The organism is Leifsonia sp. GW821-FHT13C05 (assembly GCF_058806515.1).
The window spans coordinates 1038148-1054459 of the sequence record NZ_JBXAPT010000001.1 but is presented as its reverse complement, the minus strand read 5'-3'; the positions used below and the strand labels follow the sequence as shown (position 1 = coordinate 1054459).

Below are 16312 nucleotides of genomic sequence, written 5' to 3'. Positions count from 1 at the left end.
AGGCTTCGCCCAGCGCCCGCCGCGAGCTTCGCCGCAGGCGTATTCGATACGGCGTTCTCCAAGCGACGGACGCCTAGGATGGATTTCTGACCTTGCCACGCGAGAGCAATGAGGGCCATTCGTGAGTTCAACAGCAGCAGTCCGACCACCTGGGCGCCGTCGCGCGGCCATCTGGATCACCCTGGGGGTGATCGTCGCTCTGGTGATCGCCTTCTTCGTCTTCGCCGGACTGTACGCGGACATCCTGTGGTACCAGCAGGTCGGTTTCCTCAACGTCCTCACCACACAGTGGTTCGGCGCGATCACGATGTTCTTCATCGGGTTCCTCGGCATGGCCGTGCCCCTGTGGCTCGCCATCCAGCTCGCATACCGGCTGCGACCGGTCTACGCCAAGCTGAACTCGCAGCTCGACCGCTACCAGCAGGTCGTCGAGCCGCTGCGCCGCCTCGCGATGTACGGCATCCCGATCGTCTTCGGCATCTTCGCCGGCGTCTCGGCGGGCAGCCGCTGGCAGACCGCGGCGATGTGGCTGAACGGCACGGCGTACGGCAAGACCGACCCGCTGTTCCACCTCGACATCGGCTTCTACCTGTTCGCGCTGCCGTTCTACCGCGGCGCCGTCGGGTTCGCATCGGCCGTGGTGCTCATCGCACTGCTGGCGACGCTCGCCACCTGCTACCTCTACGGTTCGCTGAGGGTGAGCGGGCGCGAGGTGCGCATCTCGAAGGCCGCGCGCATCCAGATCTCGGTCATCTCGGCGCTCTACCTGCTGCTGCAGGGCGTGAGCATCTGGCTGGACCGGTACGCGACCGTCACCGACTCCAACGTCAACGACATGATCAATGGCGCGGCGTACACCGACGTGAATGCCACCATCCCTGCCCGTGCAGTGCTGGCCGGTGCCGCCGTCTTCGTGGCGCTGCTCTTCATCTTGACGGCCTTCATCGGCCGCTGGCGCTTCCCGATCGTCGGAACCGCGCTGCTCATCGTCGCAGCCCTCATCGCCGGTGCGATCTACCCGTGGGTGATCCAGCGCTTCCAGGTCGAGCCGAGCCAGAAGACGCTCGAGACGCCGTTCGTGCAGAACGGCATCGACGCCACCCGGGATGCGTACGGCCTCAGCGACATCGACGTCATCCCGTACAACGCCACGACGGACGTCGAGCAGGGCCAGCTGCGCCAGGACGCGCAGACCACGGCGCAGATCCGCATCATCGACCCCGCCGTCGTCAGCCCGTCGTTCCGCCAGCTGGAGCAGTTCCGCCAGTACTACGCGTTCCCGAACAACCTCGCCGTCGACCGTTACGACATCGGCGGCAAGGAACAGGATGCGGTGGTCGCGGTCCGCGAGCTGCAGCAGTCCGGCCTGACGAGCGCACGCAACTGGTACAACGACACCATCGTCTACACGCACGGCTACGGCCTTGTGGCCGCGTACGGCAACAAGCGCTCCGTCGACGGCCAGCCCGTGTTCCTGGAGTCGGGCATCCCGAGCCAGGGGTCGCTCGGCACGTACGAGCCGCGCATCTACTTCGGCCAGCAGTCGCCGACGTACTCGATCGTCGGCGGTCCGAAGGGCGGCAAGAACGTCGAGCTCGACTACCCCGGCGGCAAGGGTGACGCGCAGCAGACGTACACGACGTTCAGCGGGGAGGGCGGCCCGAAGCTCGACAACATCTTCAAGCGGCTGGTCTACGCGCTCAAGTTCCAGGACGAGCAGATCGTGCTGTCCGACGCGGTCAACAACGACTCGCAGATCCTCTACGACCGCGACCCGGTCAAGCGCGTGCAGAAGGTGGCGCCGTACCTGACGCTCGACTCGCAGGCGTACCCGACGGTCGTGGACGGGCGGGTCAAGTGGGTCATCGACGGATACACCACGAGCGACCAGTACCCGTACTCGCACGTCGGCAGCCTGAGCGACGCCATCGCGGACACCGAGACGCCGAAGCCGGCATACGCCTTCGACGACATCAACTACATCCGCAACTCGGTCAAGGCGACGGTCGACGCGTACGACGGCTCCGTCACGCTCTACGCCTGGGACGCCAAGGACCCCATCCTGAAGACCTGGGAGAAGATCTACCCCGCCACGGTCAAGCCGATGAGCGACATGAGCTCGCAGCTCCTCAGCCACGTGCGCTACCCGGCGGACATGTTCAAGGTGCAGCGCTCGGTGCTCGGCCAGTACCACGTGACCGACGCGGGATCGTTCTACTCGCGGGAGGACGCGTGGACGACGCCGAACGACCCCGTGTCGTCGCCGACCGATCCCACGCTGCAGCCGCCGTACTACCTGACGATGCAGATGCCGGGTCAGAAGGCGCCGTCGTTCTCGCTGTACACGACCTTCATACCCCAGGCATCCAGCGAGTCGAGCAGGTCGGTGCTGAAGGGCTACCTGGCCGTCGACTCCGATGCGGGCTCGACGAAGGGCAAGGTCTCCTCGGCCTACGGCAAGTTGAGACTCTTGACCCTGCCATCGAGCGACACGGTGCCAGGGCCTGGACAGGTGCAGAACACGTTCAACTCCGACCCGACGGTCTCCGCGCAGCTCAACCTGCTCAGACAGGGCAAGACGGACGTGATCAACGGCAACCTGCTGACACTGCCGGTGGGTGGCGGTCTGCTCTACGTGCAGCCGGTCTACGTCAAGTCCACGGGTGAGACGAGCTACCCGCTGCTGCAGAAGGTGCTGGTGGCGTTCGGCGACAAGATCGCGTTCGAGGACACCCTCGACCAGGCGCTCGACGCGCTGTTCGGCGGTGACTCCGGCGCGACCGCCGGCGACAACAACGTGCCGCAGACCGGGGGAGGCACCGGAGGAACGGGCGGCACAGGAGGCACCGGAGGAACGGGCGGCTCCCAGACCGGCTCAGGCGGCTCCGGCTCGGCGCAGAACAACCCGGCTCTGCAGCAGGCGCTCGCGCAGGCGAAGCAAGCTCTCGCTGACCGTGAGACGGCGCTGAAGGCGGGCAACTGGGCAGAGTACGGCCAGGCTGACCAGCGCCTCCAGCAGGCGTTGCAGGACGCCCTCGCGGCGGAGGGCACCAGCTCCTCCAAGTAGCGGGCGGACTCCGACGGGCGGGGCGTGCATCCACGGGATGCGCGCCCCGCCCTTTTTCGTGTGCTCGGTCCTGTATGTTCAGCCGCCGTACAAAGTGTCGCGGGCGGGGACGCGCGCGAGTGGCGGATTTCCGCGACGCGCCGCCGCAAGGCCAGGAAATGCTTGCGAAAACTTTGATTGTCGACTTTACTAACAAACATGCTGGTCGATGAAGGACGGCGCTCCACCGCGAGCGAGCACAGCACGATCCCGCAGGATCGCGGCATGGTTCCCGGGCGTGCGCTGCGCCCGCGCGGCAAGGTGCTCCCCGAGCACGCCCGCAATCACAACCGCTCCCTGGTGTTGCAGACGCTGTATCGCGCCGGCCAGGTGAGCAGGGCGGACATCGCGAGGGAGACCGGCCTCACCAGGGTCACCATCTCCGACCTCGTCGGCGACCTGATCGCCGAGGGCCTGGTCATCGAGCTCGGTCAGCGGGACGATGCGCGGCCGGGCAAACCGGCCGTGCTCCTCGACATGAACAGGGCGGCGACGCAGATCGTCGGCGTCGACCTCAGCGAGCACTCCGCCTTCCGCGGCGCGGTGCTCGACATCGACGGCACGATCCTGGCGACCGCTGAGGTCGCTCTCGCCGGCAGCCACGGCGAGGAGGCCGTGGCCAAGGTACTTGGGCTCGTGGACAGGCTGGTCGGGATGACGACAGCGCCCATCCTGGGCATCGGAATCGGCTCGCCCGGCATCGTCGACCCGTCCGGAACGGTGGTCGCCGCGCCGAACCTCGGCTGGACGGACCAGCCGCTGCAGCGCCGGATCGAGGAGCGCACCGGCCTGCCGGTGTTCGTGGCGAACGACGCGAACGTCGCGGTGCTCGCCGAGCACGGCTTCGGCGGCGCGCACGGGGACATGATGCTCATCAAGGTGGGCCACGGCGTCGGCTCCGGGCTGCTCGTCGCCGGTGCTCTGGTGCTCGGCAGCAGATTCGCGGCCGGCGAGATCGGCCAGGTGATGGTCGGCACGGACGACGGCGCGGAGGCGGAGTACGACAGGGAGAAATGCCTGGAGGCCTGGCTCGCCGTGCCCCGGCTGGAATCGCGCGTCGCGGCCGCGGCGATCGCCGGAGAGCCCGTCCACCAGGTGCTGCGGGTGGCCGGGCAGCGGCTCGGCGTGGCGCTCGCGCCCATCGTCGGCGCACTGAACCTGTCCGAGGTCGTGCTCAGCGGCCCGGAGGAACTGCTCGACGGCGCGCTGATCGATGCGGTGGGAGAGACCCTGCGCAACCGCACGATGGCCGGCTTCCACTCGGACGCCACGCTCCGCATGACGAGTCAGGGCCGCGACATCGTGGTGCGCGGCTGCGTGGTCATGGTGATGTCGGCGCAGCTCGGGGTGTCCTGATGTCCCTGGTGCTCGACCGTCCGGCGACCTCGGAGGTGATCGCCCGGTCGTTCGCGTTCGCGCCGGCAGCTCAGGATGCGCTTCCCGCCTTCCGTGGGCGCTGCACGGTGGTGCGGCTGGCCACCGTCGACAACGAGCTGCTCGGCGTGCCGCGCTGGTCGACCCTCGCCGAGGCGTGGGCGGAGCCGGACTCGCCGTCCGGGCGGCAGTGGGCCGCCAACCCGGTGGTGTCGGTCGCGGAGGGCGACGACCCGCATCTGGTGCTGGCGACGCAGGCTCCGGTGGTGATCGTCGGCATCGACAACGAGCGGAGCGCGTGGGTGCGCGCCGTGGTCGACGCGGTGCGCGCATCCTGCCGGTCCGTGCTGGTGGTGGATCTCGGGCACAGGCTGACCGGTCACGCCTATGCGGACATCGCGACGTTCGGGTTCGACAGGGCGCGCGGGGGAGCGCTGCTCGACCTGCTCACCGGGGCGCACGAGCACGAGCACGCGCATGAGCTCCGGGCGGAGCGGGACGGCGCCGCTTAGAGCGCCCAGCTGACCCCGAGGGTCGACTGCATGGCGTGCTGCGCCGCGCCGCGGAAGGGCTGTTCGAGCGCGACCTTCGCGTAGCGGAAGCTGAGCGGCATGGCCGCACGCACCGGGTGCCGTGCCGCCTCTGCGCGCAGGTGGCCGATGAACTCCTCGCCGAGCTTGGGCGCCGTGCCGCCGAGCACGACGTTCGGCACATCCAGTGCGGCCCCGACGAGCAGCAGCGACCGGGCGAGCACGCGAGCGCCGAACGCGATGCGCTCGCGGGATTCCGGCGTCGCGGCGAGTCCGGCCACATCCACGGATTCCAGGTCGGTTCCGTGCGGGAGGCCGAGCAGAGCGGTGACGGAGACGACCTCTTCGAGGCAGCCGCGGTTGCCGCACGGGCAGAGCGGCGCATCCTGGCCGAACAGCACGGGCACGTGGCCGATCTCGCCTGCACGGTGGGCGGCACCGGCGAGCACGCTGCCGTCGACGATGAACGCGGCCCCGACGCCGGTGCTCAGCGACACGATCATCTGGTTGGCGCCGAACTGGTCGGAACTCGAATAGTCGGCGAGGGCTTCCGCGTCTGCGTCGTTGACCAGGTGCACGGGGGCGTCGACGATGCCCAGGAGCGCGGCGCCGAGGTCGACGTCCGTCCAGCCGAGCTGCACGGACTCCCGGATGAGCGGGCCGTCCGCGATGCCGGGCACCTGCACGCCGACGGCGACGATGGCGGCGGTGGTGGATGCGGCGAGCCTGCGCACGACGGACTGCACGTCCTCGATGGCGCCGGGCGCAGACGGGCGCTGGGACACGGTGGTCAGTTCGGCCCCGAGCAGGTTGACGACCGCGCCGCGCACGAGACCCGGCTGCACGATCACCGACAGCAGCACGTGCCGTTCCTGATCCACCTGCAGCGTCGTCGCGCGCTTGCCGCCGGTGCTCTCCGCACGCTGCCCTTCGAGGACGAGGCCGTCGGAGATCAGCCCGGAGAGGAGGGAGGACACGGTGGCGGAGGTGAGGCCGGTGCGCCGGGCGATCCCGGCGCGCGTCGCCGTGCCCCCACCGGAGAGGACGAGCTGCAGGGCGCTCCGGACGTTGCGCTCACGGATGGCGGCCTGCGTCGCCGTGCTGTGATCGTCTGCCACTGTCTTCCGCTCCTCGGTGCGCATTGCTCCCCGCTGTCGACCATAGCGAATCGGGCTCGCCCGGGATGCTGCACGGACTGGCGGGTCGCCGGGGGTGGGCGGATGATGTGGAGATGGGTTACGGACTGATGCTGGTGGATGTGCAACGCAACATGCTCGACGGCGAGACGGCGATCGAGGGTGCTGCGGCGTTCCGCGAGACCATGTCCGGGCTGCTCGAACGGGCGAGGGAGGCGCGCATCCCGATCGTCCACGTGCAGAACGACGGACGGCCGGGAGACCCGGACGAGCCGGGGACACCGGGCTGGGAGTTCGTCTTCCGACCGCTGCCAGGCGAGCCGGTGGTGCGCAAGGACGTGGCCAACACGTTCGAGTCGAACCCCGCGCTCGCCGACGTGCTGCACGCGATGGGCGTCTCCACCCTGATCGTGGCCGGGCTGCAGAGCGAGTACTGCATCCGGTCGACGGCGCTCGGCGCGCTGGAACGCGGCTTCGAGGTGATCCTGCCCGCCGACGGGCACGCCACATACGACGACGGCGAACCGGCGGAGGACATCCGTGAGCGGATCGAAATCGAGCTGACCGCCGAGGGCGTCACCATCGTGGATCTGGTGGAGGTGCGGTTCGACTGAGGCGGGCCGGCAGGGTTGCGCGGCGTCGGCGCAGGCGTCGGCGTCCGGGTGACCTCACCACCCGCCTCCGCCGCCTCCACCCCCGCCGCCCCCGGAGAAGCCGCCGCCACCGGCGCCGCCGGTGAAGCTGCTGCCGCCCGAGCCGGAGTACGACGACACCGGCGGCGTCGTCGCGAACGGGGTGCCGTGGTACAGCGTGGAGAAGGCGGCGACCTGCAAGGGGAGGAGCGCCGGGTTGGCCGAGCCCGGCATCCACTCGGGTTGGGTGGCGGTGACCTCGTAGGAGTGGGCGAGTTCGCGCATCCACTCCTTCTCGACGCCCCACACGATCGCGTACGGCAGGAGCTTCTCGTTGAGTTTGACCACGGCCGTGCCGTCGCGCGCGTCCACGCGCTCCGCGCCTTCCGGGCTCTGCAGCACGCGGAAGCGGTCGGCCTCGGCGAGGGCGAGATAGTCGCGCAGGCCGAGGAGATAGTCCCGGAGCTCGACCCCCTTCTCGGTGAGCAGGTTCGGCACGGCGCTCAGCGGGAAGACGGCGATGGTTGCGACGATCACGCCGGCGAAGCCCCATCCCAGAACGGCCGTCGTCGCGTTCTGGGTGGTCGACCAGGCGAACACGACGATCCAGGCGATGAGGATCAGCACGATGCCCAACCGGAACAGGAGCGGGAGGTGGCTTTTCGGGCGTGCCCTCAGGCCGCGTTGGGCCACCACGGTGTTCAGTGCGCCGCCGAGTCCGGCCAGGCGGTCGCCGAGAACCTGGTTCTGCGGGTCGAGCACTTCCTCGTGGCCGGGTTCCGCCGCACCGAAGACCCTGGTCAGGATGTCGCGCTCCGCGTCGTCTCGCACGGTCGCGGGGTCGGCGAGGAGGCGCAGGCCGAACGGCCGGGACTGGGAGGCATCCGAATGGTCGATGATCGCGGCGACCCGGTTGACGGCGAAGCCGACGAGCTGGGCGGGCAGCGCGCGGTCCTCCCGCTTCAGGAGCGTGGCGGCCAGGGCGGGGAACACGCCGGGCGGCGGGGTGTACTGCGGCACGATGATGCCGCGCCCGCGCGGCGTCCGCCAGAGGACCGAACGCGCGACCACGGCGCCCGCCACCATCAGCGCAGCCACGGCCAGCAGGATCCAGGGCAGCACGGCGAAGGGGAAGGCATCCCTGGCGTCCGGCGGGGGAGCGAACGTGCCCGGGCGGAAGCCGACGGCGATGGTGACGTTCTGCCGGGGCGGGACCGTCGCCTGGCTTACGGAGATCACCGTCCCGTCCGGTGCGGGAGCCGACGAGATGGTGCACGGCGTCGTGCTGCCCTGCTCGCCGACGTAGCAGGACTGCTGACCGGTCAGCGCGCCCGTCAGCGCGCTGTCGAGATGGAGACGTGCGCTGACTTTGCCGAACGGTTGATCCCATCCGGTGCCGTTGACGTCCCAGTAGAACTCGTCGTCGTGCGTGTCGGCGAACGGCCGGACCACGAAACGCTGCGTGTAGGTGATCACATAGGTCTGGCGGCCGTGCACGTAGCTGTCTGCTGAGCCGATCGTGAGCCGGGCGAAGCCGTCCTGATCGTCGCGGGTGAACGGGATGGCCGTGCCGTTCGCGTCGGTGACCGAACGGATGTCGAGCCGGAGATCGGTGTGCTGATTCGACAGCGGGATGGCGCGGACGATGCCGTGGTTCTGGTCGAACGACGGGAACTCGGCCACCAGCGTCTCGACCGTCGTCAGCGCCGAGTCCTTGTTCGCGTCGCGCGTGAGCGTGTAGTCGGCGTCGAAGGAATCGAAGGTGAAGTCGCCGGTGTCGGAGCGGACGGGACCGGCGGGCTGGGCGGGACCGGCGGCGACGGCTGCCGTCGCGGGCCCCGCGCCGATCAGGCCGAGCGCGACGACGGCGGCGACGATGACGGCGCGAAATCCAGGCAACCAAGACACGAGAATGAGGCTACCCGAGGGTGCTGACCGGTCGGGACGCAAAGAACGAGGCCCGGATTTCCGTGGAAATCCGGGCCTTTCTGGTTGCGGGGGCAGGATTTGAACCTACGACCTCTGGGTTATGAGCCCAGCGAGCTACCGAGCTGCTCCACCCCGCGTCACAAGAATTTACTTTAGCACCGGCCGGCGACGAAGGGAAAATCGGGGTCGCATCCCGGGCGTGCCGCGCCGTCGGCGGCGGGCGCCGGTAGACCGATCTGTCGATGCCGTGTTTCGGGGCCGGAACCTGAGCGGCCCCGCCGGTAGAGTCGACGCAGGGAGGGCGCCCATGCCGAGTTCGCTTCAGAAGTACCGGGTCTGCGTGATCGAGGACGATCCGGATGTCGCCTTCTACATGAAGACCGTGCTGGAGAAGCGCGCGGATGCGTCGGTCATCGCGATCACCGATCCGTCGAAGGCGCTGGCCGCCATCGCCGACTTCGAGCCGGACCTCGTGCTCACCGACATCGAGATGCCTGGCATCTCCGGCCTCGACCTGCTCAAGGAGCTGCGCAGCCAGTATCCCGGGATGCCCGTCGTCGTGATGACGGCGCACGTCTCGGTCGACTACGCCGTGTCCGCTCTGCGGGCGCAGGCGGACGAGTTCCTGACCAAGCCGGTCTCCTCCGCCGACCTGGTGTCCATCGTGACGCGGCTCGCCGAGCAGGGGCGCACTAAGAAGGCCGCGCAGCGCCCGCAGGTGGTGCTGGCCATCGGCGCGCATCCCGACGATGTCGAGATCGGTGTCGGCGGCATCCTGTCCGCCCACCGGGATGCGGGCAACACCGTGGTCATCCTCACCATGTCGAGAGGTGCCAGGGGAGGGGATGCGGACGACAGGCAGCACGAGTCGCTCGCCTCCGCCGAACTGCTCGGCGCCCGCCTGTTCATGGAGGACCTGGAGGACACGCAGATCTCGGCGGCCGACCCGACCGTCGGCATCATCGAGCGCGTCGTCGCCGAGGTGCAGCCGGACATCGTCTACACGCACTCCGCGCACGACCGTCACCAGGATCACCGCGCCGTGCACTCCGCGACCCTTGTGGCCACGCGGTCGGTGCGCACGGTCTGCTGCTATCAGAGCCCGTCGGCGACGATCGACTACCGGCCGACCAGGTTCGTGCCGATAGATGGTTTCACAGACGCGAAACTGCGGCTGATCGACTGCTTCCGGTCGCAGACCGAGCTCCGCTCCTACCTCGAACCCGATTTCGTGCTCGCCACGGCGCGCTACTGGTCGCGGTTCGGCGGAGGGCAGAGCTGCGAGCCGCTCGAAGTGATCAAAGACACCGCCGACATCTCGGTGCCCGCATCGTCCCTGACGACGGACGCCAGGACGAGAGCGAAAGAAATGGATAGAGGAACAGAGAAGTGACCCGTGTTCTCGTGACAGGCGCAGGCGGCCCGGCCGGCGTCGCCGTCATCCGCTCCCTGCTGGCCCGCGACGACGTGCAGGTGCTCGCCGCCGACATGGACGGCTGGGCGAGCGGCCTCTACCTCGTCGACGCCGCCGACCGGCGCATCGTGCCCGCCGGAAAGTCGGCCGGGTTCGTCGACGAACTGATCAGGATGTGCGAGGCGGACGGCATCGACGTCCTGTTCTCGACGGTCGACGTCGAATTGCCCGGCCTCGCAGCACGGCGCGACGACCTGCTCGCCGTCGGGACGGCGCTCGCCGCCCCGAGCATCGAGACGCTGACCGTCTGCCTCGACAAGTACCTGCTCGCCGAGCGCTGCGCCGGGTCGCTCGCCGTTCCGGAGACGCGCCTGCTGAACGCGGACGGCGTCGCGCACGACTGGACGTTCCCCGTCATCATCAAGCCGCGCAGCGGGGCGGGCTCCCGCGGCGTGCGTCTCATCCCCGACCGCGAGACGCTCGAGTCGCTCGGCACGGACGAGAGCATCCTGATCCAGGAGAACCTGCCCGGCGACGAGTTCTCCGTCGACGTGCTCGCCGCACTCGACGGCAGCGTGATCGCCGCCGTTCCGCGCTCGCGCGAACGCGTCGACTCCGGGGTGTCCATCGCGGGTCGCACCGTGAAGCGCGACGAGCTCTCCCGCACGGCGGCCGACGTGGCACGCGCGATCGGGCTCACTGGAGTGGCGAACGTGCAGCTGCGGTACAGCACGGAGGGCATCCCGGCCCTGCTGGAGGTGAACCCGCGCTTCCCCGGCGCGATGCCGCTCACCATCGCGGCCGGTGTCGACATGCCGTCGCTGCTGCTCGACCTGGTCACCGGTGTCGGCGCACCCGCAACGGTCGACTTCGTCGAGCTGGCGAACGTGCGCTTCCTCGAAGACGTGTTCCTCGACCCGTCCGACGTCCTCGTGTCCGAGAACGCCGCCCACGCGGAAGGCCCGGGCGAGGAGTGACGACGGCCCCGCGCGAGCTGCTGCTCGGCGACTACCACGTCCACTCCACCTTCTCCGACGACGCGGTCAGCACTCTCGCGGAGAACCTCGCCGCCGCGGAGGCGGCCGGTCTCCGCGAACTGCGGCTGATCGACCACGTGCGGGCGTCGACCACCTGGGTGCCCGAGTTCGTCCGCGCCGTCGCGGCCGAGCGCATCCCGAGCGGTCTCACGGTGTTCACGGGGGTGGAGACGAAGCTGCTGGATGCGTCCGGCGCCATCGACACGCCGCCTGACCTGATCGTCGGAGGCGACGGCGGGGTCGACGCCATCGTGATCGGCGACCATCAGTTCCCCGGCACGGACGGCCCGTGGTCGCCGCGCGAGACGACGGAGCGCCTGGCGGCGGGACTCTCGGCGGACGACGCGCTGGATCAGCTGATCACAGCGAGCATCCTGGCCATGCAGCGCACGCCGAACGCGCAGCTGGCGCACTGGTTCTCGATCCTGCCCAAGGTGGGCCTGTCGGAGGACCAGCTGGGCGCCGACCGGCTCTCCGCCTGGGCGGAGGCGGCGGCACGCACGGGCACGATCGTCGAGGTCAACGAGAAGTGGGCGTGTCCCGGTCCGGAGGCCGTCGCGGCCCTGATCGCGGCCGGTGCACGCATCGTCGCGTCGACGGACAGCCACGACGCGGTGGACGTCGGCCGCTACGAACGTGTGGCGCACATCCTGGACGACGCCTATCGTCGTTCCCAGGACGACGTCGAACGAGCACGAGCACGAGCAGCAGGGGAGGAGGACCGATGAGTCCCATCCAGATCGACAGTGAGACGTACGACGAGATCCAGCGCGAGATCGACGCGAACAAGCGCTGGGAGTTCCGTCTGCTGCCGTACGCGGGGATCGCGCTGGTCGTGCTGGCCGCGATCGTCGTGGTGCGCACGGTGTTCCTCACGTGAGCGCTGCCGGCGTTCCGAAGGTCGTCATCGCCGATGACGACGACGACATCCGCGGACTGATGCAGATCGCCGCGCGCCGCGCGGGCGTCGAGGTGGTCGCGGCCGTCGACAACGGTCCGGCGGCGCTCGACGCCGTGCGGGCGGGCGGGATCGACCTCGTGGTCCTCGACATCTCGATGCCGGGGATGAACGGGGTGGAGGTGGCAGAGGCCGTCAGGGCCGATCCCGTCGCCAGTGCGACGCTCATCCTGATGGTCTCCGCGTCCGTGCAGCTGCTCACCGACCACGGCGTCGTCGCCGAACGATCGGACAGCTTCATCATCAAGCCGTTCAGCCCCAAGGTCCTCACCGCGCGGATCCGGGAGATGCTCGGGATGGAGGCGACGGTATGACCCTCGATCGCTGGCTCGGCAGGATCTCGCTCGACTCTCCCACCCCGTTCGTCAAGCAGCTTCCGACGATCATCGGCTTCCTGATCGCCATCGGCGTCATCCTGCTCCCGGTGAGCCCGTGGCCGACGGAGCCGCTCTACTTCACCATCGGCGTCGTGCTCGCCGCCCTGGCGAGCATTCTGTCGTTCGCCCTTCCGTGGAAGAAGATCCGCACGGAGTGGTCGATCCTCATCCCGGTGGTGTCGCTGATCGCGGTCGGACTGTTCCGTCTGGGGACGGGCGGGTCGACCTCGCCGTACGGCGCACTACTGCTGCTGCCGTTCGTGTGGATCGCGACGGAGGAGGGCAGGATCAACGCCGTGATCGCGGCGCTCGGCACGTTCCTCGTACTCCTCGCCCCGCTCATCTCGACCTCGGTGCCCAGCACGGTCGGCGATCTGGTGCGCGCGTTCTTCTCCCCGCTGATCTACATGATCGTCGCCGTCGTGATCAACGAGATCGCGCACAGGGTGAGGGTGCAACTCGCCGCGGCCAACGAGGCGGCGAAGCTGCGCAAAGAACTGCTCGAGCAGGCGGTGCGCGCCCAGGACGAGCTGGTGCTCAACGAGGCTCGCCTCAAGACGGCCAACCGGCTCATCCAGAGCATCTGGAACGCCGTCACGGAGCAGTCCGTGATTGGCACGGACCTCGACGGGCTGATCGACGTCTGGAACCCCGGCGCGGAGAAGATGCTCGGACTGACCGAGAAGCAGGCGCTCGACGGCCGGCGCCACATCATCGACTTCCACCTGGCCTCCGAGCTGGAGGAGCGCCTGCGCGCGATGGACGCGCGCGTGCAGACCGTGTCCAGCGCAGAGGACTTCTCCGCCCTGGTGGATGCTGTCCGCTCCGGCTACGCGGACGTGCGCGACTGGACCTACGTGCGCCCGGACGGCAAGCAGGTGCCCGTGCAGGTGGCAGCGACGCCGCGCCTGGACGAGAACGGCCACAGGGTCGGCTTCATCTTCGTGGCGACGGACATGACCCAGGCTCGCGAGTTCGCGCGCCTCAAGGACGAGTTCGTCGGCCTCATCTCGCACGAGCTGCGCACGCCGCTCAGCTCGATCCTCGGCTATCTGGAACTGATGCGCGACGACGAGGACGACCCGCTCTCGCAGGAGCAGCTGCAGTACCTCGGCGTCGCGGAGCGCAACGCGCACCGCCTGCTGCGGCTGGTCGGCGACCTGCTGTTCACGGCGCAGGTGGAGTCCGGCCGGTTCCCGCTGGAGCACAAGGACGTCGACCTCGGCCCGCTGATCGCGGCCTCCGTCGAGTCGGCCGGCCCCGTGGCGGCCAACGCCGGGATCACCCTGGCCGCCGAGTTCCCGGACGAGCCGGTGACGATGTTCGGCGACCCTGTGCGCATCGGCCAGTCCGTCGACAACCTCGTCTCCAACGCCATCAAGTTCACCCCGTCCGGCGGCACGGTCACCGTGACGCTGTCCAGGGACGGAGGGGATGCGGTGATCGCGGTCAGCGACACCGGCATCGGGATCCCGGCCGTCGAGCTCGGGCAGCTGTCCAACCGGTTCTTCCGCGCATCCACCGCCACCCGCAACGCGGTGCCGGGCGTCGGACTGGGGTTGACGATCACGAAGGCCATCGTCACCGCGCACGGCGGGAGCATCGACATCGCCAGCGAGGAGGGCGTCGGCACCACCATCAGCCTGCGCCTGCCGCTCGAGGTCACGACGGATGCGGTGGTCGAGGGAGGCCGATGATGGACGAGGCTCAGACGGTCACCGTCGCCGTGGTGCAGTTCACGCCCACCGACGACAGGGTGCACAACCGGGATGCGGTCGCCGCGTTCGTCGGGGTCGCGGCGGGCCGGGGGGCGCGGCTGGTGGTGTTCCCGGAGTACTCGTCGTACTTCGAGCATCCACTGGGCTCCGGCTTCGCACGCAACGCCGAGCCGCTCGACGGCGCGTTCGTCGGGGCGCTGGTCGAGGCCGCGCGTGAGCACCAGGTGTTCGTGGTCGCCGGGCTGGTGGAGAGCACGGAGGACAAGCACCGGTTCTCCAACACGCTCGTCGCCGTCTCCCCGGACGGCGACGTGGTCGCCACCTACCGCAAGCAGCACCTCTACGACGCGTTCGGCGCGAGCGAGTCGGAGTGGGTGGTCCCCGGAGCGCTCGACGCACCACAGACGTTCGACGCCGACGGGATCACGGTCGGGATGCAGACCTGTTACGACCTGCGCTTCCCCGAGGCCACCAGGCGCCTGGCCGACGCGGGGGCCCAGCTGGTGCTCGTGCCGGCGGAGTGGGTGAGGGGGCCGCTGAAGGAGCAGCACTGGCGCACGCTGATCGCCGCGCGCGCCATCGAGAACACGCTGTACGTCGCAGCCGCCGACCACGCGCCGCCGATCGGCGTCGGGTCGAGCACCGTCGTGGACCCGATGGGCGTCGCGCTCGCGACGATCGGGGAGACCACCGGGGTGGCCGTCGCCGAGGTCGACGCCGAACGCGTGCGCTCCGTCCGGGAGCTCAATCCGGCCCTCGCGCTCCGCCGCTACCGGGTGGAGCCGATCGACTGAGGCGCGCCGCAGCGCACGCCCGCCCGGTCAGCGTCGCAGCCCGGTCAGCGTCGCAGCCCGGCGAGCTGGGCGGCCGCCCGCTCGAGCACCTCGGTGCGCTTGCAGAACGCGAACCGGACGAGGGATGCGGTCCGCGCCCGGTACTCGTCCGTGCAGAAGGCGGAGAGCGGCACGGCCACCACCCCGGCGAGGTGCGGCAGTTCGCGGCAGAACCGCACGGCGTCGTCGAAGCCGAGCGGGGCGGCGTCCGCCACCACGAAATACGTTCCGTCGGAGTTCGCGACACCGAAACCGGCCTCGCGCAGGCCGGCCGACAGCAGGTCCTTCTTGCTCCGGAGGGTCTCTGCGATGCCGGTGAAGTAGTCGTCGCCCAGCCGGAGCCCGGCCGCGATGGCCGGCTGGAAGGGTGCGCCGTTCACGTAGGTGAGGAACTGCTTCACGGCGAGGATCGCGGTGACGAGCTCGGCCGGGGCGGTGAGCCAGCCGATCTTCCAGCCCGTGGTGTTGAACGTCTTCCCTCCCGACGAGATCGTCACCGTGCGCTCCCGTGCCCCGGGCAGCGTGGCGATGGGGACGTGGGGGAGACCGAAGGTGAGGTGCTCGTACACCTCGTCGGTGACGATGACGGCGTCGTGCTCGTGCGCCAGTTCGACGATCGTGCGCAGCACCTCGGCGCCGAGCACCGTGCCCGTCGGGTTGTGCGGCGTGTTCACGAGGATGATCCTGGTGCGGTCGGTGACCGCATCCCGCAGCTCGTCGAGGTCGGGCTGGAAGTCGGGCAGCCGCAGCGGCACCGTCCGGTGCCTGCCGTCCGCCAGGCCGATGAGGCCGCCGTATGCGTCGTAGAACGGCTCGAAGGTGACGACCTCGTCGCCCGGCTGCAGCAGGGCGAGCAGGGTGGCGGCGATGGCCTCCGTCGCACCAGCTGTCACCAGCACCTCGCGGTCCGGGTCGACGGTGAGGCCGTAGAAGCGCTGCTGGTGCTCGGCGATGGCGAGCCGCAGCTCGGGGATGCCGATGCCCGGCGGGTACTGGTTCCTGCCGTCCCGGATGGCGGAGACGGCGACGTCGAGGACCTCGGCGGGCCCGTCCTCATCCGGGAAGCCCTGGCCGAGGTTGATCGCGCCGGTGCGCACGGCGAGCGCGCTCATCTCGGCGAACACCGTCGAGGCGATCGTCCCGTCCGCCCCGAGCAGCCCGGCGCCGCTCGCCGCCCGTCTCCACGCGCCTGGCACCGTCATGGTCACGTCCTCTCGCCGTCCTGCCTCCCAACCTACGGGGTGTCGGTCACCGGATGCATTCGGTAC

At 69.6% G+C, this 16312-nt stretch carries 14 protein-coding genes and 1 tRNA gene; 11 read left to right on the top strand and 4 right to left on the bottom strand.

Going from position 1 to position 16312, the window contains the following annotated elements; translation table 11 throughout:
* Positions 1 to 121: 121 nt before the first annotated feature.
* The 3 genes from AC1ROC_RS05075 to AC1ROC_RS05065 all read left to right on the top strand — a co-directional run bounded on the left by AC1ROC_RS05075 (position 122) and on the right by AC1ROC_RS05065 (position 4992).
* The gene (locus tag AC1ROC_RS05075; protein ID WP_492998492.1) at positions 122 to 3067 is read left to right on the top strand and encodes a UPF0182 family membrane protein; all 2946 of its coding nucleotides are present in this window, start codon (positions 122 to 124) and stop codon (positions 3065 to 3067) included.
* A 198-nt stretch (positions 3068 to 3265) separates the two neighbouring features.
* Entirely contained in the window at positions 3266 to 4462 is a 1197-nt protein-coding gene (locus AC1ROC_RS05070) for an ROK family transcriptional regulator (protein ID WP_085369447.1), read from the top strand.
* Positions 4462 to 4992 (top strand): hypothetical protein, encoded by a 531-nt coding sequence (locus tag AC1ROC_RS05065; RefSeq protein WP_085369448.1) that lies wholly within the window; start codon positions 4462 to 4464, stop codon positions 4990 to 4992. The genes AC1ROC_RS05070 and AC1ROC_RS05065 overlap by 1 nt, the downstream gene beginning before the upstream one ends.
* Here AC1ROC_RS05065 and AC1ROC_RS05060 read toward each other — a convergent pair.
* Complete coding sequence (locus AC1ROC_RS05060) at positions 4989 to 6128, bottom strand: ROK family transcriptional regulator (protein ID WP_085369538.1); 1140 nt, start codon at positions 6126 to 6128, stop codon at positions 4989 to 4991. The genes AC1ROC_RS05065 and AC1ROC_RS05060 overlap by 4 nt on opposite strands.
* Positions 6129 to 6241: 113 nt before the next feature.
* On the opposite strand from AC1ROC_RS05060, the gene AC1ROC_RS05055 reads away from it, so the two are divergent.
* Positions 6242 to 6760 (top strand): isochorismatase family protein, encoded by a 519-nt coding sequence (locus AC1ROC_RS05055; protein WP_179150780.1) that lies wholly within the window; start codon positions 6242 to 6244, stop codon positions 6758 to 6760.
* Positions 6761 to 6814: 54 nt separating this feature from the next.
* Here AC1ROC_RS05055 and AC1ROC_RS05050 read toward each other — a convergent pair whose 3' ends face one another.
* The gene (locus AC1ROC_RS05050; protein ID WP_492998488.1) at positions 6815 to 8686 is read right to left on the bottom strand and encodes a DUF2207 domain-containing protein; all 1872 of its coding nucleotides are present in this window, start codon (positions 8684 to 8686) and stop codon (positions 6815 to 6817) included.
* A gap of 81 nt (positions 8687 to 8767) precedes the next feature.
* A tRNA-Met gene (locus AC1ROC_RS05045) sits at positions 8768 to 8844 on the bottom strand.
* A gap of 170 nt (positions 8845 to 9014) precedes the next feature.
* Here AC1ROC_RS05045 and AC1ROC_RS05040 point away from each other — a divergent pair.
* Genes AC1ROC_RS05040 through AC1ROC_RS05010 form a run of 7 tightly spaced genes read left to right on the top strand, consistent with a single transcriptional unit; the run spans position 9015 to position 15005 of the window.
* Positions 9015 to 10100: a response regulator gene (locus AC1ROC_RS05040; protein ID WP_085369451.1), complete on the top strand. Its 1086-nt coding sequence runs from the start codon at positions 9015 to 9017 to the stop codon at positions 10098 to 10100.
* Positions 10097 to 11098 (top strand): ATP-grasp domain-containing protein, encoded by a 1002-nt coding sequence (locus AC1ROC_RS05035; protein ID WP_492998486.1) that lies wholly within the window; start codon positions 10097 to 10099, stop codon positions 11096 to 11098. The genes AC1ROC_RS05040 and AC1ROC_RS05035 overlap by 4 nt, the downstream gene beginning before the upstream one ends.
* Positions 11095 to 11886: a PHP domain-containing protein gene (locus AC1ROC_RS05030; protein WP_492998484.1), complete on the top strand. Its 792-nt coding sequence runs from the start codon at positions 11095 to 11097 to the stop codon at positions 11884 to 11886. The genes AC1ROC_RS05035 and AC1ROC_RS05030 overlap by 4 nt, the downstream gene beginning before the upstream one ends.
* The gene (locus AC1ROC_RS05025) at positions 11883 to 12038 is read left to right on the top strand and encodes a hypothetical protein (protein WP_168689167.1); all 156 of its coding nucleotides are present in this window, start codon (positions 11883 to 11885) and stop codon (positions 12036 to 12038) included. Before AC1ROC_RS05030 ends, AC1ROC_RS05025 begins: the two co-directional genes overlap by 4 nt.
* Positions 12035 to 12430, top strand: coding sequence for a response regulator (locus tag AC1ROC_RS05020; protein WP_492998482.1), 396 nt, complete (start codon positions 12035 to 12037; stop codon positions 12428 to 12430). Before AC1ROC_RS05025 ends, AC1ROC_RS05020 begins: the two co-directional genes overlap by 4 nt.
* Entirely contained in the window at positions 12427 to 14190 is a 1764-nt protein-coding gene (locus AC1ROC_RS05015) for a sensor histidine kinase (RefSeq protein WP_085369454.1), read from the top strand. Before AC1ROC_RS05020 ends, AC1ROC_RS05015 begins: the two co-directional genes overlap by 4 nt.
* A complete protein-coding gene (locus AC1ROC_RS05010) occupies positions 14190 to 15005 on the top strand; it encodes a carbon-nitrogen hydrolase family protein (RefSeq protein ID WP_492998927.1) in 816 nt (271 codons plus the stop codon). Before AC1ROC_RS05015 ends, AC1ROC_RS05010 begins: the two co-directional genes overlap by 1 nt.
* 44 nt (positions 15006 to 15049) lie before the next feature.
* On the opposite strand, the gene AC1ROC_RS05005 is transcribed toward AC1ROC_RS05010, so the two are convergent.
* Positions 15050 to 16246: a pyridoxal phosphate-dependent aminotransferase gene (locus tag AC1ROC_RS05005; RefSeq protein WP_492998479.1), complete on the bottom strand. Its 1197-nt coding sequence runs from the start codon at positions 16244 to 16246 to the stop codon at positions 15050 to 15052.
* Positions 16247 to 16312 lie beyond the last annotated feature (66 nt).